The organism is Delftia acidovorans SPH-1 (assembly GCF_000018665.1).
Taxonomy (GTDB): domain Bacteria; phylum Pseudomonadota; class Gammaproteobacteria; order Burkholderiales; family Burkholderiaceae_C; genus Comamonas; species Comamonas acidovorans.
In genome coordinates, this window is the sequence record NC_010002.1 from 3,257,761 (window position 1) to 3,283,713 (window position 25,953).

Genomic DNA, 25,953 nt, shown 5'->3' on the forward strand with positions numbered 1-25,953 from the left:
ACTGCTTCTGCTGCGCTGCAGCACGCCTGGTGCGACAGGTGTCGCAGGGCTGCCCCACCTGTCGCGGGCGGCAACGCCGGGCAGCGATTTGCAAGGCCCAGGGTTTGTACCGGAGGCGCGCAGGCAACCCCTTGATTTGCCTGGCGCATCCCGCCGCTGGGCCTGCCTGGCATGGTGATTGCGTAAGAGTGCCTGCCCGAAGAAAAACCAGCGGGCATGACCGCATCAAGGAGACAAACATGACCGATACGACGCCCAACGCCCGCGCCAAGGCGCTGCTTGACCAACTCAACCATGCCCTGGGAGACCGCGACTTCGCGGCCGCCGGCCGCCTGTTCGCCGATGAATGCTATTGGCGCGACCTGGTGCTGCTGACCTGGAACATCAAGACCATGGAAGGGCGCAGCCAGATCGCCGACATGCTGGCTGCGCAGCTGGACGCCGCGGCGCCCGTGCGCTTTTCGCTGGACGAGCGCGAGCCGGTGGAGGAGGCCGATGGCGTGGTGTCCGCCTGGATCGTGATCGACACGCGCCATGCGCGCGGCGGCGGCCATGTCCGCATCAGGGACGGGCGCATCTGGACGCTGCTGACGGCCGCCCAGGAGCTCAAGGGCCATGAGGAGCCCATGGGCACGCGCCGCCCTATGGGGGCCGAGCACGGCATCCGGCGTGGCCGCCAGACCTGGCTGGAGCGCCGCCAGCAGGAGGCGCAGGAGCTGGGCCGTGACAAGCAGCCTTTCGTGCTCGTCATCGGCGGCGGCCAGGGCGGCATTGCGCTGGGCGCGCGGCTGCGCCAGCTGGGGGTATCGCACATCGTCATCGACCGCCAGGCGCGCCCCGGCGACCAGTGGCGCAACCGCTATAAATCGCTGTGCCTGCACGACCCGGTCTGGTACGACCACCTGCCGTACATGCCTTTCCCGGACAACTGGCCCGTGTTCGCGCCCAAGGACAAGATCGGCGACTGGCTGGAGATGTACACCAAGGTGATGGAGGTGAACTACTGGCCCTCCACCGATTGCCTGAACGCCCGCTTCGATGAGGACAGGCAGGAATGGGAAGTGACCGTGGAGCGAAACGGCGAGACGCAGGTGCTGCGCCCCAAGCATGTGGTGTTCGCCACCGGCATGTCGGGCAAGGCGAATGTGCCCAAGATCAAGGGCCAGGACGTCTTCAAGGGCGAGCAGCAGCACTCGTCCCAGCACCATGGCCCGGATGCCTATGCGGGCAAGAAGGTGGTGGTGATCGGCGCCAACAATTCAGCGCACGACATCTGCGCGGCCCTTTGGGAGCACGGCGCCGATGTGACCATGGTGCAGCGCTCGTCCACGCACATCGTGCGCTCCGATTCGCTGATGGACATCGGCCTGGGCGACCTGTATTCGGAGCGCGCCGTGGCCAGCGGCGTGACGACCAGGAAGGCGGACCTGATCTTCGCCTCGCTGCCCTACCGCATCATGGCCGACTTCCAGGTGCCGGTGTACGACCGCATCCGCGAGCGCGACGCGGACTTCTACCGCCAGCTGGAGGCGACCGGCTTCATGCTGGACTTCGGTGATGACGACTCCGGCCTTTTCATGAAGTACCTGCGCCGCGCCTCGGGCTACTACATCGACGTGGGGGCCTGCGATCTGGTGATCGACGGCAGCATCAAGCTGCAGGCGGGCAAGCAGATCAGCCACCTGTCGGAAAACGCGGTGGTGCTGGCCGATGGCACCGAACTGCCGGCGGACCTGGTGGTCTACGCCACGGGCTATGGCTCCATGAACGGCTGGGTGGCCGACCTGATCAGCCAGGAGGTGGCAGACAAGGTGGGCAAGGTCTGGGGCCTGGGCTCGGACACCACCAAGGACCCGGGACCGTGGGAGGGCGAGCAGCGCAACATGTGGAAGCCCACGCAGCAAGAGGCGCTGTGGTTCCACGGCGGCAACCTGCACCAGTCGCGCCACTACTCGCTGTACCTGGCGCTGCAGCTCAAGGCGCGGCAGGAAGGCCTGCCAGTGCGTGTCTATGACCTGCAGCAAGTTCATCACCTGCGGTAAGGCCGAATAATCGCCATGGGGCGGCTGTGCCGCCCGCCAACCCAGCCTTGCAAAACAGAAAGTTCAATCATGAAAGCAGCACGTTTCTACGACCGGGGCGACATCCGCATCGAAGACATCCCCGAACCCGTGGTGGAGCCCGGCACCGTGGGCATCGAGGTGGCCTGGTGCGGCATCTGCGGCACGGATTTGCATGAGTTCATGGAAGGGCCGATCTTCATTCCGCCCTGCGGCCATCCGCACCCCATCTCGGGCGAGTCCGCACCCATCACCATGGGGCACGAGTTCTCCGGCGTGGTGTACGCCGTGGGCGCGGGCGTCGACGATATCAAGGTCGGCCAGCACGTCGTGGTGGAGCCCTACATCGTGGCCGACGACGTGCCCACGGGGCCGGGCGACCACTACCACCTGTCCAAGGACATGAATTTCATCGGCCTGGGCGGGCGTGGCGGCGGGCTGTCCGAGCGGATTGCGGTCAAGCGCCGCTGGGTGCACCCGATCTCCAATGCCATTCCACTGGACCAGGCCGCGCTGATCGAGCCGCTGTCCGTGGGCCACCATGCCTACACCCGCAGCGGAGCGAAGGCGGGTGATGTGGCGCTGGTCGGCGGCGCAGGCCCCATCGGCCTGCTGCTGTCCGCCATCCTGAAGGCCAAGGGCCTGACGGTGGTCATCACCGAACTGAGCGCCAAGCGCAAGCAGAAGGCGCGTGAATCGGGCGTGGCCGATCACATCCTGGACCCCTCCGAAGTGGACGTGGTGGCCGAGGTGATGAAGCTCACCGGCGGCAAGGGCGTGGATGTGTCGTTCGAATGCTCCAGCGTGAACAAGGTGCTGGACACGCTGGTGGCCGTGACGAAGGCCACGGGCGTGGTGGTGATCGTGTCCATCTGGAGCCATCCGGCCACCATCAACGTGCACAGCGTGGTCATGAAGGAGCTGGATGTGCGCGGCACCATTGCCTACTGCAACGACCACCAGGAAACCATCAAGCTGGTCGAGGAGGGCAAGATCAACCTCGAGCCCTTCATCACCCAGCGCATCCAGCTCGATGACCTGGTGGCGCAGGGCTTCGACACGCTGATTCACAACAACGAATCGGCGGTGAAGATCATCGTGCAGCCACGGCTCAGGTAGCCCGGGCGGCAGGCCTGAATCGAACCCGCTGCGATCAGGAGCGGGTTCGCCTGATGCCTGTCGTGCGGTCACCCGCTGCACAAAGAAAAAAGCCCTTGATTGAATCAATCAAGGACTTAGATCATTTTGGCGGAGAGGGCGGGATTCGAACCCGCGGTGGGGATTAGCCCACACACGCTTTCCAGGCGTGCGACTTAAACCGCTCATCCACCTCTCCGAAGACCGCGATTCTAGCATCGATTTTTGGGGGTGGCGGCGAAGTTGCCTGCCGGCGTGATCGGCATGCCTTGGACGGCTGGCACTTGCGGCATGGCCCGCACCTGCGCCTGCAGCCACGTGCACAGCGTGTCGAGCCGGGCAGGCGCGGCGGTGCTGCGGCGCAGTGCCAGGTAGCGGTAGCCGGAGGCCGTGAAGCCGAAGGGTGCCAGCAGGCGGCCGGCCTGCACGTCGTCCATCACCAGGTGCCAGGGAGCAACGGCTGCACCCAGGCCGCGCAGCGCCGCTTCCAGCGTGAAGTAGTAGTGCTCGTAGACGGGGCCGGCCGCTGCGGGCGGGGCCATGCCCATGGAGTCGGCCCACAGGTCCCAGGCGTTGCGCCGGCCGCGCGTGTGCAGCAAGGGGAGGCTGGCCAGGTCCTGGGGCCGCGTGACAGGCCCGGCCATTGCGGGGGACATCACGGGGCCCAGGTACTCGTCGAAAAGCGGCAGGGCCAACTCGTCGTCTGCAATGGCCTGGCCGCTGTTGCCGCTGCTGTCGGTGGGGATGGCCGTGATGAGCAGGTCGCAGCCTTCGCGTGCAGCGTCGGTGCCGGTGTCCGTGGTGCGCAGGCGCACCTCGATGCCGGGGTGGTGCGCGTGGAAGTCGAACAGCCGGGGGATCAGCCATTTGACGGTGAAGGTGCTGAAGCAGGCCACGTCCAGCGGGCCTTCGTGGGCGTCGCCCAGGCTGCGCACCGCCTCATGGATCTGCTCGAAGGCCTGGGTGAGCGCGGGCTGCAGGGTGCGCGCCGCTGCGGTGAGCGTGGGGCGGGCCTTGGTGCCCGCGAACAGCGCCAGGCCCAGGTGCTGCTCCAGCTGCCGTACCTGGCGGCTGACGGCGCCGGGCGAGACGCACAGCTCGTCTGCCGCCGCCGTCATGCGGCCCAGGCGTGCGGCAGCTTCAAAGGCGCGCAGGGCGGCCAGCGGGGGCAGGCGGCGGGTCATGGGTGGGGTCATGAGTCGGGTCACGAGTCGGGTCACGGGCGGGTGAAGGCTATGTGAGTTCCAAGTACATAGAACCGGCCAAATCATCGCTTTTCAGGCAATGGGCCGGTGGATAGATTTGCCGCTTCGGCCGGCAATCCTGCGTGGATTCTGGCCGGACTCTCCCTCTCCATTCGATCCCAAAGCACATAGCACCATGCCCTTCGTCCACACCTATCTGCCCCAGTCCACCTCCACTTCCCAGCGCGATGCCGTCGTGCAGGGCATCCACCAGGCGCTGGTGCAAGGCATCGGCATGCCCGAGGACGAGCTGTTCAACATGGTGCACCCGTACGCTCCCGGGCAGTTCGCGTTCAGCCGCAGTTTCAACGGGGTGGCGCGTTCGGATGCGGTGGTGGTGGTCGAGATCACCATGCGGCGCGGACGCAGCGACGCGATGAAGAAGGCCTTGTATGCGGCCATTGCGCGCAACCTGCACGAGGGGGCCGGGGTTGCGCCGGCCGATGTGTTCATCTTCATGCATGAGAACGACTACTCGGACTGGTCCGTGGGCCATGGGCGCTTCGCCATGGCACTGGTGCAGCAGACCGGCGCGCAATGAAAAACGGGCCGCGATGGCCCGTTCTTCTTGGGGTTCCGGCGGATCTCAGCTGGTGCGCTGCCCGGTCTGGATCATCTTCATGGCCGAGGTGATCAGGCTCGATACCTCGGTCATGTTGCTGGGAACGATCAAGGTGGTGGTGGCGTCCGATGCCACCTGGCTGTAGGCCTCGACGGCCTTTTCGGCCACCTTGAGCTGCACGGCCTGTTCGCCGCCGGGCTGGCGGATGGCGTTGGCCACGCGTTCGATGGCCTGGGCGGTGGCGTCGGCCACGGCCTTGATGGATTCGGCCTCGCCCTGGGCCTTGTTGATGACGGCCTGCTTCTCGCCTTCGGAGCGTGCGATGAAGGCTTCGCGCTCGCCGGTGGCGATGTTGATCTGTTCCTGGCGGCGGCCTTCGGAGGCGGCGATCAGTGCGCGCTTTTCGCGCTCGGCCGTGATCTGGGCCTGCATGGAGCGCAGGATTTCGGCGGGCGGCGTCAGGTCCTTGATTTCATAGCGCAGCACCTTCACGCCCCAGTTGAGCGCGGCCTCGTCGATGGCGGAGACCACCTGGGCATTGATCATGTCGCGCTCCTCGAAGGTCTTGTCCAGTTCGAGCTTGCCGATCACGCTGCGCAGCGAGGTCTGGGCCAGCTGGGTGACGGCCATGATGTAGTTGGACGAGCCGTAGCTGGCGCGCATGGGGTCGGTGACCTGGAAGTAGAGGATGCCGTCCACCTGCAGCTGGGTGTTGTCGCGCGTGATGCAGACCTGGCTGGGCACATCCAGCGGGATTTCCTTGAGGCTGTGCTTGTAGGCCACGCGGTCCACGAAGGGCACGAGGAAGTTCAGGCCCGGCGTGAGCGTGCCCGCGTACTTGCCAAGGCGTTCCTTGACCCATGCGTGCTGCTGGGGCACGACCTTGACGGATCGTGCGATGAAGATGGCCGCGATGACGGCGATGACGATGGCGATTTCCATGGTGTCTCCAAGCCCGGAGGGCATTCAGTGAAACAAGAGGGTGAGGCGAAGGGGCGCGAGGACTGCATCCCCAGGTGTGCGCAAGAGGTGCTGCGGTGGCTCAGAGCTTGTCCACGAGCAGCCGGTTGCCGACGACCTCGGCCACGCGGTGCATTCCGGCCGAGGGCAGGTTGCCCGGGCGGCCGATCACGGTCCATTGGGCGCCACGGTAGCGGACCTGGGCCGTGCCGTCGGAATTCCATTGCTCGACCATGACGGACTCGCCTATGTCGAGATTGACATCGCGGTTGCTCGATGCCGGCTGGCGGCTGGGCTGGCGGCGGCGCACCAGATAGCAGGCCAGCACGAAGGCGCTGCCCAGCGCGGCGGCGATGATGATCTGTGCAATGGGCGCCAGGCCCGCATGCGCGCACAGCGCGCCGACGATGGCGCCCAGCGCCAGCATCAGCAGATAGAAGCTGCCGGTCAGCAGCTCGGCGATGACCAAGGCGCCGGCGACTAGCCACCAGATGGTGGAATATTCCATGCGTGAGACTCCCTTTGTGACAGTTGCTTGTGTTTAGTGCAGCACATTCTGGGTGAAAATCCGCACGCTTCAAAGGCGCAATAAGGATATTCCTTACACTTCGCGCCTGTTTCGTTTTTTGGCCCGCTCAGGTTACGGAGGCTGCCCCCATGAAGTTTCGCTTTCCCATCGTCATCATCGACGAGGACTACCGCTCCGAGAACACCTCGGGCCTGGGCATCCGCGCCCTGGCCCAGGCCATCGAGGAGGAAGGTTTCGAGGTGCTGGGCGTGACCAGCTACGGCGACCTGTCGCAATTCGCGCAGCAGCAAAGCCGGGCCAGTGCCTTCATTCTGTCCATCGATGACGAGGAGTTCTCGCTGGGCGATGGCGGAACCGATCCCGTGATCCACAGCCTGCGCAGCTTCATCGGCGAAGTGCGCCGCAAGAACGCCGATGTGCCGATCTACATCTACGGCGAGACCAAGACCAGCCGCCACCTGCCCAACGACATCCTGCGCGAGCTGCACGGCTTCATCCACATGTTCGAGGACACGCCGGAGTTCGTGGCCAAGCACATCATCCGCGAAGCCAAGAGCTACCTGGAAGGCGTGCAGCCGCCGTTCTTCAAGGCGCTGCTGGACTATGCGGAAGACGGCTCCTACAGCTGGCACTGCCCCGGACACTCGGGCGGCGTGGCCTTCCTGAAAAGCCCCGTGGGCCAGATGTACCACCAGTTCTACGGCGAGAACATGCTGCGCGCCGACGTGTGCAACGCGGTGGAGGAGCTGGGCCAGCTGCTGGACCACAACGGCGCCATCGGCGAGAGCGAGCGCAATGCCGCCCGCATCTTCAATGCCGACCATTGCTACTTCGTGACCAACGGCACGTCCACGTCGAACAAGATCGTCTGGCACCACGCCGTGGCGCCCGGCGACGTGGTCGTTGTGGACCGCAACTGCCACAAGTCCATCCTGCACTCCATCATCATGACGGGTGCGATTCCGGTGTTCCTCAAGCCCACGCGCAACCACTTCGGCATCATCGGCCCGATCCCGCAAAGCGAGTTCTCGGTGGAGTCCATCCAGGCCAAGATCGCGGCCAATCCGCTGCTCAAGGGCGTGGATGCCAAGACGGTCAAGCCGCGCGTGCTGACGCTGACGCAGTCCACCTACGACGGCGTGCTCTACAACACCGAGACCATCAAGAGCATGCTGGACGGCTATGTGGCCAACCTGCACTTCGATGAGGCCTGGCTGCCGCACGCGGCCTTCCACCCGTTCTATGGCAGCTACCACGCCATGGGCAAGAAGCGCGCGCGCCCCAAGCACTCGGTGGTGTATGCCACGCAGTCCATCCACAAGCTGCTGGCCGGCATCAGCCAGGCCTCGCATGTGCTGGTGCAGGACAGCCAGACCGAAAAGCTGGACCACCACCTGTTCAACGAGGCGTACCTGATGCACACCTCGACCAGCCCGCAGTACAGCATCATCGCCAGCTGCGACGTGGCCGCCGCGATGATGGAGCCGCCCGGTGGCACGGCCCTGGTGGAGGAGTCCATTCTGGAGGCGCTGGACTTCCGCCGCGCCATGCGCAAGGTGGAGGACGAGTTCGGCGACGACGACTGGTGGTTCGAGGTCTGGGGTCCCGAGAAGCTGGCCGATGAAGGCGTGGGCTCGGCCCAGGACTGGATCATCCGCGGCCATGACGCGGCGCCCAAGCGCTCCAAGGCCAAGAACGGCAAGGAGTTCGACAACTGGCACGGCTTCGGCGAGCTGGCCGACGGCTTCAACATGCTGGACCCGATCAAGTCCACCATCGTGACGCCGGGCCTGGACCTGGACGGCGATTTCTCGGACACGGGCATCCCTGCCTCCATCGTGACCAAGTACCTGGCCGAGCACGGCGTGGTGGTGGAGAAGACGGGCCTGTACTCGTTCTTCATCATGTTCACCATCGGCATCACCAAGGGCCGCTGGAACACCATGCTGACGGCGCTGCAGCAGTTCAAGGACGACTACGACCGCAACCAGCCGCTGGCGCGCATCCTGCCCGAGTTCTGCCAGCAGCACCGCCGCTACGAGCGCATGGGCCTGCGCGACCTGTGCCAGCACGTGCACCAGCTGTACGCCAAGTACGACATCGCCCGCCTGACGACCGAGATGTACCTGTCGGACCTGCAGCCCGCCATGAAGCCCACCGATGCCTACGCCCACATCGCGCAGCGCAAGACCGAGCGCGTGGAGATCGACCACCTGGAAGGCCGCATCACCGTGGGCCTGGTCACGCCGTACCCGCCCGGCATTCCGCTGCTGATTCCCGGCGAAGTGTTCAACCGCAAGATCGTGGACTACCTGCTGTTTGCGCGCGAGTTCGCCAAGGAGTGCCCAGGCTTCGAGACCGACATCCACGGCCTGGTGGAACTGCAAGGCGAAGATGGCGAAGTGCGCTACTACGCCGACTGCGTGGCCGCGACCGCGCCGGCGCGCAAGACGCCGGCAGGTGGCAAGCCTGCTGCGAAGAAGGCCGTGAAGACTGCAGCCAAGCCTGCTGCCAAGGCAGCCGCCAAGACAGTTGCCAAGGCAGCCGCGAAACCGGCAGCGAAACCGGCAGCCAAGCCGGCCGCCAAGGTTGCCAAGGCCGCCGCGGTCAAGGCGCCTGCCAAGCGCCCCGCAGCGCGCAAGGCGCAGCCGGCCGCGCCTGAAGTCGGCACGGCAGCCAAGCCTGCGCGCGGCCGCAAGATGGTGCAGGTGGGGGACGATGGTCCCTTCGGCCGCACGATCTGATCGCCGGGCCGGCTGACGGCCCATAAAAAAGGCGCGGGTCCCGAAAGGGGCTCCGCGCCTTTTTCATTGCGCCGCTGCGGCGTCGTTATTCCGTGGTCACTCCAGGCGTATCTTTGCGTCGCGGATCAGCGCGGCCCAGTCCGTCTGTTCCTTGAGCAGGTATTGGGCCGCATCCTGGATGCTGCCGCCCAGGGCCGTGCTGCCCTCGGCCTGCAGTTGCTGCTGCACGGCGGGCTGCTGCAGGGCCGCGTTCACGGCGGTGTTCATCTTCTGCACGATGGCAGCCGGCGTGCCCTTGGGCGCGACGATGAGCTTCCAGTCCACCGCCTCGAAGCCTGCATAGCCCGACTCGGCCACGGTGGGCACCTCGGGCAGGATGGGCAGGCGCTTGGCCGATGTCACGGCCAGGGCGCGCAGCTTGCCGCCCTTGAGCAGCGGATAGACGGCCTGGGGCGTGCCGAACATGTAGTGCGTCTGCTTGCCCAGCAGGTCGGTCACGGCCGGCGCTGCGCCCTTGTAGGGCACGTTGAGCACCTGGATGCCGGCCTTGAAGGCCAGCATCTCGCCGGCCAGGTGGCCTACCGTGCCCGTCGATGCCAGGCCCTGGCGGATGCCGCCCGGGTCGGCCTTGGCGGCCTTGACCAGGTCCTGCACCGACTTCCATGGCGAGTCCTGCGGCACGACCAGCACCGTGGGCTGGGCAGCGACCAGGGCCACGGGGATCAGGTCGGTGCGCGGGTTGAAGGGCATGCTGGGCAGCAGGGCGGGGTTGATGGCGAGGTTGGCGGTCTGGCCCATGCCGAAGGTATAGCCATCCGGCGCGGACTTGGCCACTGCATCCAGGCCGATGTTGCCGCCCGCGCCGGGCTTGTTGTCCACGACCACGGTCCATTTGTTCAGCGTACCCACGCGCTCGCTGATCTGGCGCGCGACCGCGTCCGTGCCGCCGCCCGGCGTGTAGGGCACGACCATGCGCACGGCGCGTGAGGGCCAGTGGTCAGGCTGTGCCTGGGCCGCCAGCGGGAGCAGGGCGGCAGCCAATGCGGGCAGGGCGCACAGCAGCAACTGGCGGCGCGGGGTGGAACAAGGGCGGGCCTGGGTCTGTGTCAGTGTCTGTATCTGTTTTTGGGCGGCCGGGTTGCGGTGGATGGCGGGCATGGTGTTGTCTCCGGGAATTTTTGGGAAAAGGCCTCCCCGCCGGGCGCGCGGCAAGCGTCGTCCGGTGTGGGGTGGATGGGGTGCAAGGTTGCAGGGGCGCCGCGCGCCGGGTGGACGGCGGCGCCTTCAGTGGCTCAGCCTGGCTTCAGTGGGAAGCCTTGGCGTGGCTGTCGGTGGTGTCGCCCCGGGCCAGGGCCAGGGCCTGCTCGCTGCTGTAGCCCAGGGCGGTGAGGATCTCCAGGCTGTGCTCTCCCAGGCGCGGGGGCGACAGGCGCACGTCCAGGCGCTTGCCGTCCAGCGTGAAGGGCAGCAGCACGGTCTTGGTCTCGCGGCCATCGGGCAGGGTGATGGGAGCCAGCGCGCCCGTGGCGTTCAGGTGCGGGTCTTCCAGCAGGTCCTGCGGGCGTGCGATGGGCGCGAAGGGCAGGCCGTTCTTCTCGAAGATCTCCGCAATGTGGGCGGCGCTGTGCGGGGACATCTTCTCGCGCAGCAGCGGCATCAGCCAGCTGCGCGCCAGCACGCGGTCGTTGTTGCTGCCAAGGCGCGGATCGTCGCGCAGCTCGCCCAGGCCGAAGGCGTCGCAGAACAGGCGCCAGGCGCCATCGCTGACCACGGCCAGGAAGATCTGCTCGCCGTCCCGGACTTCGAACACGTCGTAGATGGCCCAGGCCGAGATGCGTGCCGGCATGGGCGCGGCCGGCTTGCCGGTGACGGCGAACTGCATCATGTGCTGGGCGACCAGGAAGATGTTGTTCTCGAACAGCGCGCTTTGCACCTCCTGGCCGCGCCCGGTCTTCTCGCGCTGGGCCAGGGCAGCCATCGCGCCCATGGCGCCGAACATGCCGCCCATGATGTCGTTGACGCTGGCGCCTGCGCGCAGCGGGTCGCCGGGGCGGCCCGTCATGTAGGCCAGGCCGCCCATCATCTGCACCACTTCGTCCAGCGCCGTGCGGTGCTCGTAGGGGCCGGGCAGAAAGCCCTTGTGGCTCACGTAGATGAGGCGCTCGAAGCGGTCCTTGAGGCTGTCGTAGTCCAGGCCCAGCTTGCGCATGGTGCCGGGCTTGAAGTTCTCGCAGACCACGTCGGCCGTGGCGATCAGGCGCAGCGCGGCCTGCTTGCCTTCCTCGGTCTGCAGGTCCAGCGTCAGGCTTTTCTTGTTGCGGTTGAACAGCGGGAAAAAGCCCGAGCCCGAGCCCAGCAGCTTGCGCGTGGCATCGCCGTCGCGGCCGTGGCCCACGGGCTCGATCTTGATGACTTCGGCGCCCAGGTCGGCCAGCATCATGCCGCAGGACGGGCCCATGACCATGTGGGTGAACTCGACCACGCGTATGCCTGCGTAGGGCAGTGGCGTGGCCTGGCCTGAGGCCGTGTCGGGGGAGTTGGGTTGGCTCATGGAAAAACGGTGAATGAATGTGGGGGTTGTCGCTGCGGCTCAGGCCGGTGCGTAGATGCGGGGCACAAAGCCCTTGGGCAGGCCGGCCAGCGGCGTCATGCCGTGCAGCTCCTCGCCGGGCAGGCCTGCGGCCAGCGGCTGGCGGGCGGCGATCAGGCGATCGATGTCCACGCCGGTGCGGATGCCCATGGCCTCGAACATGAAGACCAGGTCTTCGGTGACCACGTTGCCCGAGGCGCCGGGCGCATACGGGCAGCCGCCCAGGCCGGCCAGCGAGGCATCGAAGGTGCGCACGCCGGCCTCGTAGGCGGCCAGGCAGTTGGCCAGGCCCAGGCCGCGCGTATTGTGCATGTGGGCCGCGCCTGCATGTTCGCCCAGCTCGGCGCGCAGCCGTGTGAACAGGCGCCGCACCTGGGCCGGGTTGGCCATGCCCGTGGTGTCGGACAGGCCCGATTCATCGGCGCCCGCCGCCACGCAGGCCAGGGCCAGTGCAATCACTTCGTCCTCCGGCACCAGGCCCTGCAGCGTGCAGCCGAAGGCCGTGGAGATCCCCGCCTCGATCAGGGCCTGCGGCGCGATCTCGTCGCGCAGCGCGGCAATCGCCCGCACCTCGTCCACCATCTGCATGGGCGTCTTGCGCACATTGGCCATGGAGTGCGCGGGGCTGGCCGAGACGGGCAGCGTGACCTTGTGGGCGCCGGCGCGCAGCGCGGCCTCGGCGCCGCGCAGATTGGGGGCCAGGGCCATCACGGTGACGCCGGGCAGGGTGATGGCCTGGGCGACCACCTCGGCCGCGTCGGCCATCTGCGGCAGCAGCTTGGGCGAGACGAAGGAGCCGACCTCGATCTCCTGCAGGCCTGCATGGGCCAGCGCGGCGATCCAGGCCAGCTTGTGCGCCGTGGACATGGTGGAGGCCACGGACTGCAGGCCATCGCGCGGGCCGACTTCGCTGATGAGTACGTCAAAACGGTGGGAGGACATGGGCAGTTGCATCCGGTGGTGGGTGTCGATGGTGGCGGATTCACCTGTTGACATCGGGGTTCTGTGTGGTTCTAATAGATAGAACTATATTCTCTCTATTGAAATATTCCCTGCTGCACGCGCCATCGTCAAGCCTGCGTGCCTGGGGTTTTCCCTTGGGTGCCTTTTTATGCCTCGCAAATCAGTGACGGAATCGGTGGCCGACGAGAACGCCGCGCCGGGCGGCGTGGCGGCCGTGGACAGGGCCTTGAGCCTGCTGGCAGCGTTTCGCGACGGCGACGACGGGCTGACGCTGGCCCAGTTGTCGGAGCGCACGCGCCTGTACAAGAGCACCGTGCTGCGGCTGCTGGCCTCGCTGGAGCATGGCGGCTGGGTGCTGCGCATGGATGACGGCCGCTACGCCGTGGGCCCGGCCGTGGCGCGGCTGAACACCGTCTATGCCCGGCATTTCTCGCTGGACAGCGTGGTCATGCCCGTGCTGCGCACCCTGGTGCAGGCCACGGGCGAAAGTGCGGCCTACCACGTGCGCCAGGGCCAGGACCGGCTGTGCCTGTACCGCGTGGATTCACCGCACCCCGTGCGCGACCACGCACGCACGGGCGATCTGCTGCCGCTGGGCCAGGGCGCAGGCGGGCGCGTGCTGTCGGCTTTCGATGCCGAGCTGTACGCCGCATCGCGCGGCGGCAGCCGCACGCAGCTGGCCCGTGTGCGCGCCGATGGCTACTGCGCCATGGTGGGAGACAGGCACCGCGAGATCGCAGGGATTTCTGCCCCCGTGTTCAAGCGCGATGGGGAATTGGCAGCGGCGCTGACACTGACCATGCCAGCCCACCGCTATGAAGAGCGCCACGCCCGCCATGTGCTGGCGGCGGCGCGGGAACTGGGGCTTTTGCTGCCCTGAGCCAGGCGTGCGCGGTGCGCTGGCTCAGCCCAGGGCCGTGTCCAGCACCATCATCAGCACAAAGCCCAGCATGAGGCCGCCCGTGGCAAAGGCTTCATGGCCCTTGCGGTGCGACTCGGGAATGATCTCGTGGCTGATCACGAACAGCATGGCGCCCGCTGCAAAGCCCAGGCCCCAGGGCAACATGGCTGCCGAGCCGCTCACGATGGCTGCCCCCAGCACGGCGCCCACGGGCTCCACCAGGCCGGAGGCCATGCCCAGCAACACGGCAAAGCTGCGCTTGTAGCCTGCTGCCAGCAGGGCCACGGCCACCACCAGGCCTTCGGGCACATCCTGTATGGCAATGCCCGTGGCCAGCGCATTGGCGCGCAGTCCGTCGTTGCCCGCATAGCCCACGCCGATGGCCAGGCCTTCGGGCAGGTTGTGCAGGGTGATGGCGAAGACGAACAGCCAGGTGCGCTGCAGCTTGCGCGCGCCTTGCGGGTCCAGGCCTTCGCGGCCCTTGATGAAGTGCTCATGGGGCAGGAGCCTGTCCATGAGCATGAGGGCGGCACCGCCCATCAGGATGGCCGAACCTATGACCCCGCCCGCCGCCCAGCTGCCGCCACCGAACAGTTCCTGGGTGCGCACGGCCTCCAGTCCCGGCAGGATCAGCGAGAAGGCGCACGCGGCCAGCATGACCCCGGCGCCAAAGCCGAACAGGGTGTCCTGCGTGCGCTCGGACAGGCGCTGGGACAGCATCACGGGCACGGTGCCCAGTGCGGTCGCCAGCGCGGCGGCCGAGCCTCCGGCCAGGGCCTGGAAGACCACCGGATGGTTCTGGGCGTAGGCCCAGAACTGGCTGGTGAGCGCCCAGGCGCCGGCCATCATGATGGCCAGGCCTATCCACAGGCGGATGTTGGACCGTACGCTGGTCTTGGAGCGGAAGCGTTGTGGCAGATCCATGCTGGTCGAGGTCAGAGGTTGGCGTTGCGGACCGTTCAGCCGCGTGCGGCGGCGTAGCGGCGGGCCACTTCGGCCCAGTTGACTACGTTGTAGAACGCCGCGATGTATTCAGGGCGGCGGTTCTGGTACTTGAGGTAGTAGGCGTGTTCCCACACGTCCAGGCCCAGGATGGGGGTGGCGCCGGAGCCGATGCCTGCCATCAGCGGGCTGTCCTGGTTGCCGCTGCTTTCCACGGCCAGCTTGCCGTCCTTGCCCACCACCAGCCAGGCCCAGCCGCTGCCAAAGCGCGTGAGCGCGGCCTGGGTGAAGGCGGCCTTGAAGGCATCGAAGCCGCCCAGTTCCCGGTCAATGGCCTGTGCCAGTTCGCCCGAGGGGGCACCGCCGCCGCCCTGGTCCACCGGGGCCATCACGGTCCAGAACAGGCTGTGGTTGGCGTGCCCGCCGCCGTTGTTGCGCACGGCACCGCGAACGCCTTCGGGCAGCAGGGACAGGTCGGCGATCAACTGCTCCACGGGCTGGCTGCCGTGCGGCGTGTCCTTGAGCGCGGCATTCAGGTTGTTCACATAGGCCTGATGGTGCTTGGTGTAGTGGATCTCCATGGTCTGCGCATCGATATGGGGCTCCAGCGCGTCGTAGGCGTAGTTCAGGGGAGGCAGGGTGTAGTTGCTCATGTGGTTTCTTTCAGGGACTACGGGGAAAAAATCGGTGCGTTGCGATGTCTGTGCGGCGGCAATCAATGCGCCAGCCGGGGTGGCAGGGCGGTGGCTGTGCAGTCGAAGACGCGGGCCGAGGCCTGAAGCGCCGCATCGATGCGGGGCTGGCTGCCGTGCTGGCGCTGCCACTGCAGCAGGGCTGAATGGGTTTCGCGCATATGGCGCCAGGCGGCGCTGCACACGGCGGCCGCATGGTGGCGCGCATCACCCAGGGCCAGCAGGCCCTGGTGCGCCTCGCACAGGTATTCGATGGCCAGTGCGGGCTGCTGGCGCAATGCCAGCAACTCGGCCAGGTTGTGGTGGGAGACCACCCAGGCGGCCATGCAGTGATCGGCGTGTTCCGCCAGCAGCGGGCCGGCGATGAGGCGCTGCGCCACATGCAGGGCCTTCATCTGCATCGCGAGCGCGCTTTCGATCTGGCCTGCATGGAAATGCCCATGGGCGCGGCGCGCCAGCTGTTCCCATTGATTCAAGGATGCTTCGGAGGGTGCCGGGACGGGAGAGGGCAGACTGAGGTCAGAGGTTGCTTGCATATCTGCTGGCTCCGAGGTTTTCAGAGGTTCTTTGATATTGATCTGAGAATTGTATTATTCATGAGAATCATTCTCATTCAAAGCAAAAATGACCGTATGCAATCCGATGTGTATTTCCTTTCGCGCATCGGCAGGATGCGGATGCCTGGATTCCAGGCGAAAAAAAAGCCCCGCAGGCGGCAATGCCTGCGGGGCGGGTCGCAGTCTGGCGGTGACTTAGACCTGGTCGGCCGACAGGCCTGCAGTCTGGCTGAAGCCGCCGTCCACGTAGGTGATCTCGGCCGTCACGCCCGAGGCGAGGTCCGACAGCAGGAAGGCGGCCACATTGCCCACGTCCTCGATGGTCACGTTGCGGCGCAGCGGCGATGCATCGGCCACGCGGCCCAGCAGCTTGCCGAAGTCCTTGATGCCCGAGGCGGCCAGGGTCTTGATGGGACCGGCCGAGATGCCGTTGGCGCGGATGGCGCGGCCGTCTGCCGTGCGGCCCACGGCCTCGGCCAGGTAGCGCACCGAGGCTTCCAGCGATGCCTTGGCCAGGCCCATGGTGTTGTAGTTGGGGATGGAGCGCAGCGCGCCCAGGTACGACAGGGTCAGCAGCGAGGACTTGTCGTTGAGGTAGGGCAGGGCCGCCTTGGCCATCGCGGGGAAGCTGTAGGCGCTGATGTCGTGCGCGATCTTGAAGCCTTCGCGCGACAGGCCGTCCAGGAAGTTGCCGGCGATGGCCTCGCGCGGTGCAAAGCCGATGCTGTGCACGAAGCCGTCGAACTTGCCCCAGGTCGCGCCCAGGTCGGCGAACAGCTTGTCGATCTGGGCATCGTCTGCCACGTCGCAGTCAAAGATCAGCTTGGAGTCGAATTCGGCGGCGAACTCGGTGATGCGGTCCTTGAAGCGCTCGCCCACATAGCTGAAGGCCAGCTCCGCGCCCTGTGCATGGCAGGCCTTGGCGATGCCGTAGGCGATGGAGCGGTTGGACAGAACGCCCGTGATCAGCAGTTTTTTACCGGCGAGAAAGCCCATTGTTGTTCTCCAGAGAAAGTGAGTGGAAGTGCGCACCAGCTGGCGGCGACGGCCGGGGCCCGCGTCAGCGTTTGCCAGCGGAAGGGCTGGCTGCGTGGTGCAGAATTGTCGCATGCGCCATTGGATGATTTCTTCGCTGCTGCTGGCCTCGGCGTGTGTGCCGGCCTGGGGCTCGCATGCCTATGCCCTGTGGGGCGAACCCCGCTATGCCGAGGGCTTCAGCCATTTCGACTATGTCAACGCCAAGGCTCCCAAGGGCGGCGAGCTGCGCCTGGTGAGCAATCTGCGCATCTCCACCTTTGACAAATACAACCCGTTCACCATCAAGGGGTCGTCGCCCGCCTATCTGGCGGAGCTGATGTTCGACACCTTGCTGTGGCCCTCGCTGGACGAGACCGCCACCGGCTACGGATTGCTGGCCGAAGACGTGCAGGCCGCGGCCGACGGCCTGTCCGCCACATTCCGGTTGCGGCCCCAGGCACGCTTTCACAACGGCAAGCCCGTGCTGGCCGCCGATGTCAAGTTCAGCTATGACACGCTGGTGGGCCCGCATGCACTGCCCGGCTACAGAACGCTGTTCTTCGATGTGGCGGGCGTCGATGTGCTGGACGAGCGCACCGTGCGCTTTCGCTTCAAGCAGCCGAACCGGGAATTGCCGCTGACCGTGGGGGCCATTCCGGTGTTCAGCCGCGACTGGGGCGTGGAAAACGGCAAGGCCAAGCCCTTCGACCAGGTGGTGACGGACACGCCCATCGGCAGCGGGCCCTACAAGATAGGTCCCGTGCGATTCGGCAAGGACATCACCTATGTGCGTGACCCGGACTACTGGGGCCGCGACCTGCCTGTGCGCGTGGGCACGGCCAATTTCGATCGCATCTCCGTCAAGATCTACCGCGACAACACGGCGAGGCTTGAGGCGTTGAAGGCCGGGGAGTTCGACCTCATGCGCTTTTACAGCGCCGGTGACTGGGCGCGGCGCCTGTACGGCAAGCGCTTCGACCGGGGCGAGCTGGTCAAGGGCGAGTTCAACAACAAGCTGCCATCGGGATTCCAGAGCTATGTGCTCAACGTGCGCCGGCCTGTGCTGCAGGACGTCCGGGTGCGCCGCGCCCTGGGCCTGGCCATGGACTACGAGTGGATGAACCGGCAGATGTTCTACGGTTCCTACCAGCGCGTGCGCGGGCTGTTCGGCAACACGGCCTGCGAGACCCATGGCGAGCCTTCGCCAGAGGAGCTGGCGCTGATGGAGCCCTTGCGCAAGAGCATCCCGCCGGAGGCCTTCGGCCCCATGGCCGAGCCGCCACGCACCGATGGCGACAACTCGCTGCGTGCCAACCTGCGCCAGGCGCGGCAATTGCTGGCCGATGCCGGCTGGACCATTCAGGATGGCGTGCTGCGCAACGCGCGGGGCCAGGCCATGGAGCTGGAGTACCTGGACAGCAGCGAGTCGGGCATTCGCCAGGTCTCGCCCTGGATACGCAATCTGGAAAAGCTGGGCATACGGCTGCGCTTTCGCTCGGCGGACTTTGCGCTGTACCAGCAGCGCGTGGAGAAGTTCGACTACGACATCATCTCCATCGCCTACCAGGGCACGAACAATCCGGGCCAGGAGTTCGCCGACCTGTTCGGCAGCCAGGCGGCGGCAACCGAGGGTTCCGGCAATTTCCCCGGCGTGAAGAACCCGGCGGTCGACGCCATGATCCGCCGCATGACCGAGGCCAAGACAGAGGCGCAACTGTTGCCTGCCTGTCACGCACTCGAACGCATCATCACGCACGGCCACTACCTGATTCCGCAGTGGAGCGCGGGCACGCACCGCATGGTCTACGACTCCTGGCGCCTGGTGCGGCCGGCCGTGGTTCCGGCCTATGCGAAGGGCGAGAGCTGGGCCATGGACACCTGGTGGGCGCGCATGCCGGTGCTGACCGCGCCGCCTCCATGAGCCGGCGTTGCGGCTGTGTCGTTGCGATCCGTTGCATGATGAGGGCGTCCCCCGGCCGGGGTCCCTCCCCGCAATGGACATAATGCAAGACTTCTTATGTGGGCCTACATATTCAAACGCTTGCTGCTGATGGTGCCGACCCTGCTGGGCGTACTGCTGCTGACCTTCGTGGTCGTGCAGTTCGTGCCCGGTGGCCCGGTCGAGCAGTATCTGGCCGAGGCCAAGGCCAGCGTGGGCCGTGGCGGCGAGGGCGGTGGCCTGGCCTACCGTGGCAACCAGGGGGTGGACCCCCAGCGCATAGAGCAGATCAAGGCCCTCTACGGCTTTGACAAGCCGGCCCATGAGCGCTTCTTCCAGATGCTCGGGCAGTTCGCGCGGTTCGACCTGGGGCGCAGTTTCTTTCAGAACAAGGATGTCTGGCAGCTGATCAAGGAGAAGCTGCCGGTCTCGGCCAGCCTGGGACTGTGGACCTTTTTCATCAGCTACCTCGTTGCCGTGCCGCTGGGCATTGCCAAGGCCGTGCGGGCCGGCTCGCGGTTCGACTTCGCCACCACGCTGCTGATCCTGGTCGGCTATGCGATTCCGGGTTTCGTGCTGGGCGTGGCGCTGTTGGTGATCTTTGGCGGGCAGTTGCAGTGGTTTCCGCTGCGCGGGCTGACTTCCTCCAACTGGGACGAGCTGTCCTTGGGCGCGCGCATCGTGGACTATCTCTGGCATATCGCGCTGCCGGTGACGGCCATGGTGGCGGGCAGCTTCGCCATCACGGCCATGCTGACCAAGAATGCCTTCCTGGAAGAGATCCGCAAGCAGTACGTGCTGACTGCGCGCGCCAAGGGCCTGTCCGAGCGGCAGGTGCTCTACCGCCACGTGCTGCGCAATGCGCTGATCCCCATCGTCACCGGATTTCCGGCCGCCTTCATCGGGGCCTTCTTCACGGGCTCGCTGCTGATAGAGACGCTGTTCTCGCTGGACGGCCTGGGCCTGCTCAGCTATGACAGCGTGATTCGGCGCGACTATCCCGTGGTGCTGGGCACGCTGTATCTGTTCACGCTGATCGGCCTGGTGACCAAGCTGGTCAGTGACCTTTGTTATGTGTGGGTGGATCCGCGTGTACGGTTTGATTGAGCGCCCCCTGAACGGCTGCGCCGCTTCCCCCTCTTGCGTTGCGGAGGGAGCTTCCGGGCCATTGGCGGCTGGCGCAGGCCCTTGCCTGGTGTTCCTGACTTTGGGCGGTCGCGCCCCTGTGATGCAGCAACATGGAAACTGAGATGCACTCCCTTGCCGCTCCAGGCGCAGGGCTGCCCGGGGCAGCGCCTGCACCGCTGGCTGTGGTGGCAGTGTCGCCGGCGCGGCGGGCCTGGATGCGGTTCAGGCGCAATCGGCTGGGGTATTGGAGCCTGGTCGCTTTTTGCGTGATGGTGGTATTGAGCCTGGGCGCCGAGCTGATCAGCAACGACCGGCCCCTGGTGGTGCGCTACGAGGGCCAGACCTACTGGCCGCTGTGGAACGATTATTCCGAGAAGACTTTCGGCGGCGACTTCGAGACGGCCACCGACTACCTGGATCCCTTCATCCGCGACCGCCTGCGCCAGGGCGACAACTGGGCGCTGTATACGCTCAATCCCTATGGGCCGCAGGCGCTGAACTACTTCGCGACCTCGCCCAATCCGGCGCCGCCCTCGCGCGACAACCTGCTGGGTACCGATGACCGGGGGCGCGACCTGCTGGCCCAGCTGATCTACGGGTTTCGCGTCAGCGTGCTGTTTGCACTGGCGCTGACGGCGTCGGGCGTGGTGCTGGGCGTGGTGACGGGGGCCGTCCAGGGTTTTTTCGGCGGCAGGACCGATCTGGCATTCCAGCGCTTCATCGAGATCTGGGGCTCCATGCCCGAGCTGTATCTGCTGATCATCTTCAGCGCGGTGCTGGCGCCCAGCGTCTCGCTGCTGCTGGTGCTGCTGTCGCTGTTCGGCTGGATGGGCCTGTCGGACTACGTGCGTGCCGAGTTCCTGCGCAACCGCCAACTGGACTATGTGAAGTCGGCGCGGGCGCTGGGCGTGGGCAATGGCGCGCTGATCTGGCGCCATCTGCTGCCCAACAGCATGACGCCCGTGGTGACCTTTTTGCCGTTTCGCATGAGTGCGGCCATCCTGGCCCTGACCTCGCTGGACTTCCTGGGGTTGGGCGTGCCGCCTGACACCCCCAGCCTGGGTGAGCTGCTGAACCAGGGCAAGAACAGCATCGATGCCTGGTGGATCTCGCTGTCCACCTTTGCCGTGCTGGTGGTGACGCTGCTGCTGCTTACCTTCATGGGCGATGCGCTGCGCGATGCGCTGGACCCGCGCAAGGCCGCTGCCAGCGATGCCGCCCCCGGTGTCGATGCAAAGGACGCCGCATGAACGCAGAGCAGCCGGCAATGGAGCTGCCTTCGCCCCCCGGCCGTGGCCGGACATTGCTGTCCGTGCGCAACCTGCGCGTGCGCTTCGGCAGCAAGGATGTGGTGCACGGCGTGAGCTTCGACCTGGCGGCAGGCGAGAAGCTGGCGCTGGTGGGCGAGTCCGGCTCGGGCAAGACCATCACCGCGCTGTCGCTGCTGCGGCTGGCTGGAGACGCTCAGCTGGGCGGCCAGGCCCTGTTCGACGGCCGCGACCTGCTGCGCCTGCCCGAGCGCGAGATGCGCGCCGTGCGCGGCGGCGACGTGGCCATGATTTTCCAGGAGCCCATGACGGCGCTCAACCCGCTGATGACCGTGGGCGAGCAGGTGGGCGAGGTGCTTCGCCTCAAGCAGGGGCTGACGCGAGCGCAATCCCTGGTCCAGGCCACCGAATTGCTGGCGACCACCGGCATTGCCGAGCCTGTGCGCCGCGCCCGGGCCTTTCCCCACCAGCTCAGTGGCGGGCAGCGCCAGCGCGCCATGATCGCCATGGCGCTGGCCAGCAGCCCGCGCCTGCTCCTGGCCGATGAGCCGACGACGGCACTCGATGTCACGCTGCGCGGCCAGATCCTGCAGTTGCTCGATGACCTGCAGCGCCAGGCCGGCATGGCCGTGCTGATGATCACGCACGACCTGCACCTGGTGCGGCGCTTTGCCGACCGCGTGGCGGTGATGGAGCGCGGGCAACTGGTGGAGCAGGGCGGGGTGTCGGCGGTCATGGCGGCTCCGCGCCATGCCTATACGCGCAAGCTGCTGGCCAGCGTGCCGCGCCGCGACCTGATCGAGGTGGAGGCAGGCGCCCAGGCCACGGCTGGCGAGCCGCTGGTGCAGGCACAGGGCCTCAAGGTCAGCTATCCGGTGCCGCTGGCAGGCATGCGCGGATGGTTCGGCCAGGGGCGCTTCGTCGCCGTGCAGTCCGCAGACCTGGCGCTGTTGCCCGGGCGCACCTTGGGTGTGGTCGGTGAATCGGGATCGGGCAAATCCACGCTGGCGCAGGCCGTGCTGGGGCTGCTGCCCCATGAAGGCCGGCTGCGCATTGCCGGCCATGCCTGGCAGCAGCCAGCCACGCGCAACTCGCCCGCCAACCGTGCGCTGCGGCGCAAGGTGCAGGTGGTGTTCCAGGACCCGTATTCATCGCTGTCGCCCCGGCTGACGCTGGAGCAGATCGTTGGCGAGGGCCTGCGCGTGCATGCGCCGTCGCTGACGGCGCCGCAGCAACGCGACCGCATCGTGGAGATGCTGTCGGCCGTGGGCCTGACGCAGGAACAGTTTCCCGGCCTGCTTGACCGCTATCCCCACGAATTCTCGGGAGGCCAGCGCCAGCGCATCGCCATTGCACGCGCCCTGGTGCTGGAGCCCGAGGTGCTGGTGCTCGACGAGCCCACCAGCGCGCTGGATGTGACCATTCAGCAGCAGGTGCTGGGCCTGCTGCAGCGGCTTCAGCGCGAGCGGGGCCTGGCCTATCTGCTGATCACGCATGATGTGGACGTGATCCGCGCCATGGCCCATGACGTGGTGGTCATGAAGGATGGCGCCATCGTCGAATCCGGCCCCGTCGCCCAGGTGCTGGGCGCGCCGCGCCAGGCGTACACGCAGCGGCTGGTGGAGGCCGCCGGCTTCTCGGGCGACGGCATGCCCGAGGGGTTCTGAGGCGGCTGCCGGACCGCGCTACCAGCTGCCCGTGGGATTGACTCCGTCCTGCAGGATCCACTGGACCTTGTCCACGGGCACGCCCAGCAGCCGGGCCTGCGCCAGCAGGCGTGCCGCCACGCCGTCGGCCAGTTCGGGCGTGCGCGAAAGAATCCAGAAATAGCGCAGGTCCGATCCCACCACCATGGCCCAGCGGTACTCGGCATCAAGAGCCACCACGTTGTAGCCGCCGTAGAACGGGCCGAAGAAAGAGACCTTGAGCGCCGCAACGTCCGGGCCGTGCACCGTGCGGGCCTTGCCCTCGGAGGATTTCCAGCGCCGGTGGCGGGCGTCGTAGCCCCGGTTCAGCACGTGCACCGTGCCGTCGGGAAGCTGTGTGTACTCGGCCTGGGTGCGCTCCAGGCCTTTTTCGAAACTGTGGTCGATGCGGGCCACTTCATACCAGCGGCCCATGTAGCGCTGGATGTCCCAGCCGCGCACCGGCTCCACGGTAGGGGGAATGGGCGGGTTGCGCAGGCCCTTCCACAGCAACGCTGCTGCGGCGGCGCCTACGGCAAGCCCTGCCAGGCCGGCCGTGGGCAGCACCCAGGCGGGGCGGGAAGTGGATGGGGTGGTTGACTCTGTATTGGGGTAGCGGGGTGACATGTTGCGGAACTCCGTGTTCGGGCAGACGTGCATGCCAGGGTCTTGCGCGCTTGGCAGCGTGCTCCTACTTTAGGACAGAAAACCGGGCCGCAGTGTAGGCCGGCGCTGCCTGCGCCGGTGCTGTGCGGGCCGCGCAACGCTGGAACTTTCCCTATGCCAGAGCAGGCCATGTGTTTTTTTGTGCGCGGTCATGCAGGTCTATGGCCTAATTGCGCGTTCTCATTTTTTTGAAGAAGGAAATGCCATGGGCAACAAGATCGTTACCGAAGCCGACCGCAAGTTCACTCCCCAGCCTCCCCTGCCCAACGGCGTCACCCTGCCGACGCCCGGCCGTGGCCAGCGCGTGAGCCGCGCCCGTGGCGCCCACACCCATACCAAGAAGAACCCCGGCAAGCGTCACCGCTGAGCACGGCGGGCCGCATGCCTGCTGCGGCCACGTTCTGAAAGCAAAAGCCCTCTTTCGTTATTCCCCCCAACAATCAATACATAGTTGGGACGGTTTAACTGTCGGAAGCTACTCAAACCCCTCTTGCAGGGGTTTTTTCTTGACCTAATTATCTTGTAGCTATTCCATGAATTTGCATCTTATGTAGGTTGAGTGCGAAGATGCAGCGCTATCTCTGGCTGTTTCGAGTAGCCGTCTTTCTTTGAAGACGAGTAGCAGGTGGGGTCCGGGGGAGGGACGTATGGGACGACTTTTTGTCGATAGCTTGACTCTGGGGCGCTGGCGGGAGCTCGATGCCTTGTTGATGCTGGAGAAGCTGGAGAGCTACGTAAAGGCCGACGACACGTTTGAGCCACTGAGCACGCACGGCACCCAGCGCTATCACATCAATGTTGAAGGGCGGGATTTCGAATTGCTGCTGCGCGGCCCCAAGTTCTTCGATACCCGGCTCCAGCGCTGCGGTGGGGGCGCCATGGATATGGTCATGCATGCGCGCCACATCGATTTCAAAGGCGCAACTGACCTGTTGCGCACCTTGGCTGTCTAGGTCGACCATGTTCGTGACCGTCAAAGCCCGTGTCCATACTGATGCCACCGGGGCCTACGCCGAGTTGCCTGCGTTACTGACCCCGGCGGGGGTGCTGGAGCCCTTGCTGGACTATTGCCTGTACCGCAGCCACGACCGCAGCTTGGCCTGGATGTCGAAAGTGACCCGCTCGGTGCGGATGTTCCTCGAATACCTGCAATCCAACCCTGGCGAGCGCGACACCTACCGTCTGTTCCAGAACTTCGCCCAGCGGCTGTACACCGGCACCTTCGACCGTGCGACCGGTCTGGACCCCAGTGGCCTTTGCTGGGCGCCGCGCTCGCCGCAGGATGCTTCGCACATCGTCACCCACCTGACCGACTTCTTTGACTGGCTCGGCGAGATGCGTCCCGAGGCGGCCCAGGTGAACCCGCGCTACGCGGGCGGCGCCTTCGACCGCCAGACCGATGAAGCCGCCTACCAGTACCGGCGCAGCAAGGCCTTCCTCGGGCACGCCTGGGCGGCTAACGCTTCCCCCGCCGAGACCGGGCACCGTGTCCGGGGCCAACGCCTGCCGAGAGTTGAGAAGGGTGAACCGCCAGCCTTCCCGGAAGAGCGTTTCGAGGAACTGCTTGCCAAGGGATTCCATGCAGCTGGACGCCAGGACTACCGTGGCATGCTCATCACGTTGCTGCTGCACGGGGCCGGTTTCCGAGAGTCGGAGCCTTTCCACCTCTACATCTCCGATGTATTCCCGGACCCAGCCAACCCGAGTCAGGCCAGGGTGCTCATCCATCACCCGAGCCATGGCGGAGCACCCGCCGATTGGCGCGATGAAAGAGGCAAGTCACGCAAGGGCAACCGGGCGGAATACCTTGCCCAGCAATTCGGCCTTGTGCCTCGCAATGAGTTGATGGACAGGCGCCATGCCGGCTGGAAAGGCGGTACGCATGACGCGGCCTACTACAAGCAGGCGTACTGGTTCTTGCCAGAATATGGCAAGTGGTTCCTGCAACTCTGGCACCGTTACCTGGAGCAGGTCGCGCGTATCGACCGTGGCCACCCGTTTGCCTTTATCAACCTCAGTCGAGAGCCAGTGGGCGGGGTGTACACGCTCAACCAGTACAACAAGGCGCATGCCGCCGCCTGTGAACGTATCGGTCTTACGGTCGGCAAGGCACTGGGCACGACACCCCATGGCCACCGTCACGCCTATGGTCGGCGGCTGCGCAACGCCGATGTCGATAAGTCGCTCATCCGTCGCTTTATGCATCACGCATCCGAGGAGAGCCAGCAGGTCTACACGCAAGCGACCACCCACGAGGCCATCGCAGCACTTGAAACCGCCGCGCAGCGACTGCGGGCTCAGCACGCCGGCCCTCCGACTGTGCTGGGCCGGCCACAGCCGGGTATCGAGCTAGATGAATAGGTAATCCG

23 protein-coding genes and 1 tRNA gene are annotated in these 25,953 nt (G+C 66.2%); 12 read left to right on the top strand and 12 right to left on the bottom strand.

Annotated features, from left to right (window positions below; all coding sequences use genetic code 11):
* Positions 1-239 precede the first annotated feature (239 nt).
* Together DACI_RS14855 and DACI_RS14860 are read left to right on the top strand one after the other, a co-directional pair.
* Positions 240-2,042: an NAD(P)/FAD-dependent oxidoreductase gene (locus DACI_RS14855; RefSeq protein WP_012204806.1), complete on the top strand. Its 1,803-nt coding sequence runs from the start codon at positions 240-242 to the stop codon at positions 2,040-2,042.
* Between the two features lie 69 nt (positions 2,043-2,111).
* Positions 2,112-3,179: a 2,3-butanediol dehydrogenase gene (locus DACI_RS14860; protein ID WP_013803056.1), complete on the top strand. Its 1,068-nt coding sequence runs from the start codon at positions 2,112-2,114 to the stop codon at positions 3,177-3,179.
* 127 nt (positions 3,180-3,306) lie between these two features.
* On the opposite strand, the gene DACI_RS14865 is transcribed toward DACI_RS14860, so the two are convergent.
* Positions 3,307-3,396 (bottom strand) — tRNA-Ser (locus DACI_RS14865).
* 13 nt (positions 3,397-3,409) lie between these two features.
* Positions 3,410-4,381 carry a LysR substrate-binding domain-containing protein gene (locus DACI_RS14870; protein ID WP_043781547.1) on the bottom strand — a complete coding sequence of 324 codons (972 nt, stop codon included), beginning with the start codon at positions 4,379-4,381 and terminating at the stop codon, positions 3,410-3,412.
* 196 nt (positions 4,382-4,577) lie between these two features.
* Between DACI_RS14870 and DACI_RS14875 the strand changes: the two genes are divergently transcribed.
* Complete coding sequence (locus DACI_RS14875; RefSeq protein WP_012204809.1) at positions 4,578-4,982, top strand: tautomerase family protein; 405 nt, start codon at positions 4,578-4,580, stop codon at positions 4,980-4,982.
* A 45-nt stretch (positions 4,983-5,027) separates the two neighbouring features.
* Here DACI_RS14875 and DACI_RS14880 read toward each other — a convergent pair whose 3' ends face one another.
* Positions 5,028-5,945 carry an SPFH domain-containing protein gene (locus DACI_RS14880; RefSeq protein ID WP_012204810.1) on the bottom strand — a complete coding sequence of 306 codons (918 nt, stop codon included), beginning with the start codon at positions 5,943-5,945 and terminating at the stop codon, positions 5,028-5,030.
* A gap of 100 nt (positions 5,946-6,045) precedes the next feature.
* Positions 6,046-6,471: an NfeD family protein gene (locus tag DACI_RS14885; RefSeq protein ID WP_012204811.1), complete on the bottom strand. Its 426-nt coding sequence runs from the start codon at positions 6,469-6,471 to the stop codon at positions 6,046-6,048.
* Positions 6,472-6,620: 149 nt separating this feature from the next.
* Between DACI_RS14885 and DACI_RS14890 the strand changes: the two genes are divergently transcribed.
* Complete coding sequence (locus DACI_RS14890; protein WP_012204812.1) at positions 6,621-9,236, top strand: arginine/lysine/ornithine decarboxylase; 2,616 nt, start codon at positions 6,621-6,623, stop codon at positions 9,234-9,236.
* Positions 9,237-9,332: 96 nt separating this feature from the next.
* On the opposite strand, the gene DACI_RS14895 is transcribed toward DACI_RS14890, so the two are convergent.
* The 3 genes from DACI_RS14895 to DACI_RS14905 all read right to left on the bottom strand — a co-directional run bounded on the left by DACI_RS14895 (position 9,333) and on the right by DACI_RS14905 (position 12,780).
* The gene (locus DACI_RS14895; protein WP_012204813.1) at positions 9,333-10,394 is read right to left on the bottom strand and encodes a Bug family tripartite tricarboxylate transporter substrate binding protein; all 1,062 of its coding nucleotides are present in this window, start codon (positions 10,392-10,394) and stop codon (positions 9,333-9,335) included.
* Between the two features lie 145 nt (positions 10,395-10,539).
* Positions 10,540-11,787, bottom strand: a complete 1,248-nt coding sequence (locus DACI_RS14900; protein ID WP_012204814.1) for a CaiB/BaiF CoA transferase family protein — start codon at positions 11,785-11,787, stop codon at positions 10,540-10,542.
* A 39-nt stretch (positions 11,788-11,826) separates the two neighbouring features.
* Complete coding sequence (locus DACI_RS14905; RefSeq protein WP_043781550.1) at positions 11,827-12,780, bottom strand: hydroxymethylglutaryl-CoA lyase; 954 nt, start codon at positions 12,778-12,780, stop codon at positions 11,827-11,829.
* A gap of 157 nt (positions 12,781-12,937) precedes the next feature.
* Between DACI_RS14905 and DACI_RS14910 the strand changes: the two genes are divergently transcribed.
* Positions 12,938-13,669 carry an IclR family transcriptional regulator gene (locus DACI_RS14910; protein WP_012204816.1) on the top strand — a complete coding sequence of 244 codons (732 nt, stop codon included), beginning with the start codon at positions 12,938-12,940 and terminating at the stop codon, positions 13,667-13,669.
* A gap of 24 nt (positions 13,670-13,693) precedes the next feature.
* Here DACI_RS14910 and DACI_RS14915 read toward each other — a convergent pair whose 3' ends face one another.
* The 4 genes from DACI_RS14915 to fabI all read right to left on the bottom strand — a co-directional run bounded on the left by DACI_RS14915 (position 13,694) and on the right by fabI (position 16,877).
* Complete coding sequence (locus tag DACI_RS14915) at positions 13,694-14,614, bottom strand: ZIP family metal transporter (protein WP_012204817.1); 921 nt, start codon at positions 14,612-14,614, stop codon at positions 13,694-13,696.
* Between the two features lie 35 nt (positions 14,615-14,649).
* Positions 14,650-15,285, bottom strand: coding sequence for a superoxide dismutase (locus DACI_RS14920; protein WP_012204818.1), 636 nt, complete (start codon positions 15,283-15,285; stop codon positions 14,650-14,652).
* 62 nt (positions 15,286-15,347) lie between these two features.
* Positions 15,348-15,800 (bottom strand): hypothetical protein, encoded by a 453-nt coding sequence (locus DACI_RS14925; RefSeq protein ID WP_225614194.1) that lies wholly within the window; start codon positions 15,798-15,800, stop codon positions 15,348-15,350.
* A 276-nt stretch (positions 15,801-16,076) separates the two neighbouring features.
* Positions 16,077-16,877, bottom strand: a complete 801-nt coding sequence (gene fabI / locus DACI_RS14930; RefSeq protein ID WP_012204820.1) for an enoyl-ACP reductase FabI — start codon at positions 16,875-16,877, stop codon at positions 16,077-16,079.
* Between the two features lie 112 nt (positions 16,878-16,989).
* On the opposite strand from fabI, the gene DACI_RS14935 reads away from it, so the two are divergent.
* From DACI_RS14935 to DACI_RS14950, 4 genes are all read left to right on the top strand, one after another.
* On the top strand, positions 16,990-18,819 hold the full coding sequence (locus DACI_RS14935) for an extracellular solute-binding protein (protein WP_012204821.1): 1,830 nt from the start codon (positions 16,990-16,992) through the stop codon (positions 18,817-18,819).
* Positions 18,820-18,915: 96 nt separating this feature from the next.
* Positions 18,916-19,944 carry a microcin C ABC transporter permease YejB gene (locus DACI_RS14940; RefSeq protein WP_012204822.1) on the top strand — a complete coding sequence of 343 codons (1,029 nt, stop codon included), beginning with the start codon at positions 18,916-18,918 and terminating at the stop codon, positions 19,942-19,944.
* A gap of 131 nt (positions 19,945-20,075) precedes the next feature.
* Positions 20,076-21,215, top strand: coding sequence for an ABC transporter permease (locus DACI_RS14945; protein WP_012204823.1), 1,140 nt, complete (start codon positions 20,076-20,078; stop codon positions 21,213-21,215).
* Positions 21,212-22,900 (top strand): ABC transporter ATP-binding protein, encoded by a 1,689-nt coding sequence (locus DACI_RS14950; protein ID WP_012204824.1) that lies wholly within the window; start codon positions 21,212-21,214, stop codon positions 22,898-22,900. Before DACI_RS14945 ends, DACI_RS14950 begins: the two co-directional genes overlap by 4 nt.
* An 18-nt stretch (positions 22,901-22,918) precedes the next feature.
* Here DACI_RS14950 and DACI_RS14955 read toward each other — a convergent pair whose 3' ends face one another.
* Positions 22,919-23,545, bottom strand: coding sequence for a lipocalin family protein (locus DACI_RS14955; protein WP_012204825.1), 627 nt, complete (start codon positions 23,543-23,545; stop codon positions 22,919-22,921).
* Between the two features lie 244 nt (positions 23,546-23,789).
* Between DACI_RS14955 and DACI_RS32380 the strand changes: the two genes are divergently transcribed.
* The 3 genes from DACI_RS32380 to gmtY all read left to right on the top strand — a co-directional run bounded on the left by DACI_RS32380 (position 23,790) and on the right by gmtY (position 25,945).
* Positions 23,790-23,951, top strand: a complete 162-nt coding sequence (locus tag DACI_RS32380; RefSeq protein WP_012204826.1) for a hypothetical protein — start codon at positions 23,790-23,792, stop codon at positions 23,949-23,951.
* 280 nt (positions 23,952-24,231) lie between these two features.
* The gene (locus DACI_RS14960; RefSeq protein ID WP_012204582.1) at positions 24,232-24,537 is read left to right on the top strand and encodes a hypothetical protein; all 306 of its coding nucleotides are present in this window, start codon (positions 24,232-24,234) and stop codon (positions 24,535-24,537) included.
* A gap of 7 nt (positions 24,538-24,544) precedes the next feature.
* A complete protein-coding gene (gene gmtY, locus DACI_RS14965) occupies positions 24,545-25,945 on the top strand; it encodes a gamma-mobile-trio recombinase GmtY (RefSeq protein ID WP_012204583.1) in 1,401 nt (466 codons plus the stop codon).
* The last annotated feature ends 8 nt before the right edge of the window (positions 25,946-25,953 follow it).

Bases quoted from the DNA above. Each gene is read 5' to 3' on its own strand.
- DACI_RS14910 (WP_012204816.1), top strand. From the start codon at position 12,938: ATGCCTCGCAAATCAGTGACGGAATCGGTGGCCGACGAGAACGCCGCG.
- DACI_RS14950 (WP_012204824.1), top strand. From the start codon at position 21,212: ATGAACGCAGAGCAGCCGGCAATGGAGCTGCCTTCGCCCCCCGGCCGT.
- DACI_RS14920 (WP_012204818.1), bottom strand. From the start codon at position 15,285: ATGAGCAACTACACCCTGCCTCCCCTGAACTACGCCTACGACGCGCTG.
- DACI_RS14945 (WP_012204823.1), top strand. From the start codon at position 20,076: ATGGAAACTGAGATGCACTCCCTTGCCGCTCCAGGCGCAGGGCTGCCC.
- DACI_RS14890 (WP_012204812.1), top strand. From the start codon at position 6,621: ATGAAGTTTCGCTTTCCCATCGTCATCATCGACGAGGACTACCGCTCC.
- DACI_RS14915 (WP_012204817.1), bottom strand. From the start codon at position 14,614: ATGGATCTGCCACAACGCTTCCGCTCCAAGACCAGCGTACGGTCCAAC.
- DACI_RS14885 (WP_012204811.1), bottom strand. From the start codon at position 6,471: ATGGAATATTCCACCATCTGGTGGCTAGTCGCCGGCGCCTTGGTCATC.
- DACI_RS14900 (WP_012204814.1), bottom strand. From the start codon at position 11,787: ATGAGCCAACCCAACTCCCCCGACACGGCCTCAGGCCAGGCCACGCCA.
- DACI_RS14880 (WP_012204810.1), bottom strand. From the start codon at position 5,945: ATGGAAATCGCCATCGTCATCGCCGTCATCGCGGCCATCTTCATCGCA.
- DACI_RS14940 (WP_012204822.1), top strand. From the start codon at position 18,916: ATGTGGGCCTACATATTCAAACGCTTGCTGCTGATGGTGCCGACCCTG.
- DACI_RS14870 (WP_043781547.1), bottom strand. From the start codon at position 4,381: ATGACCCGCCGCCTGCCCCCGCTGGCCGCCCTGCGCGCCTTTGAAGCT.
- fabI (WP_012204820.1), bottom strand. From the start codon at position 16,877: ATGGGCTTTCTCGCCGGTAAAAAACTGCTGATCACGGGCGTTCTGTCC.
- DACI_RS32380 (WP_012204826.1), top strand. From the start codon at position 23,790: ATGGGCAACAAGATCGTTACCGAAGCCGACCGCAAGTTCACTCCCCAG.
- DACI_RS14955 (WP_012204825.1), bottom strand. From the start codon at position 23,545: ATGTCACCCCGCTACCCCAATACAGAGTCAACCACCCCATCCACTTCC.
- DACI_RS14875 (WP_012204809.1), top strand. From the start codon at position 4,578: ATGCCCTTCGTCCACACCTATCTGCCCCAGTCCACCTCCACTTCCCAG.
- DACI_RS14960 (WP_012204582.1), top strand. From the start codon at position 24,232: ATGGGACGACTTTTTGTCGATAGCTTGACTCTGGGGCGCTGGCGGGAG.
- DACI_RS14905 (WP_043781550.1), bottom strand. From the start codon at position 12,780: ATGCAACTGCCCATGTCCTCCCACCGTTTTGACGTACTCATCAGCGAA.
- DACI_RS14855 (WP_012204806.1), top strand. From the start codon at position 240: ATGACCGATACGACGCCCAACGCCCGCGCCAAGGCGCTGCTTGACCAA.
- DACI_RS14895 (WP_012204813.1), bottom strand. From the start codon at position 10,394: ATGCCCGCCATCCACCGCAACCCGGCCGCCCAAAAACAGATACAGACA.
- gmtY (WP_012204583.1), top strand. From the start codon at position 24,545: ATGTTCGTGACCGTCAAAGCCCGTGTCCATACTGATGCCACCGGGGCC.
- DACI_RS14935 (WP_012204821.1), top strand. From the start codon at position 16,990: ATGCGCCATTGGATGATTTCTTCGCTGCTGCTGGCCTCGGCGTGTGTG.
- DACI_RS14860 (WP_013803056.1), top strand. From the start codon at position 2,112: ATGAAAGCAGCACGTTTCTACGACCGGGGCGACATCCGCATCGAAGAC.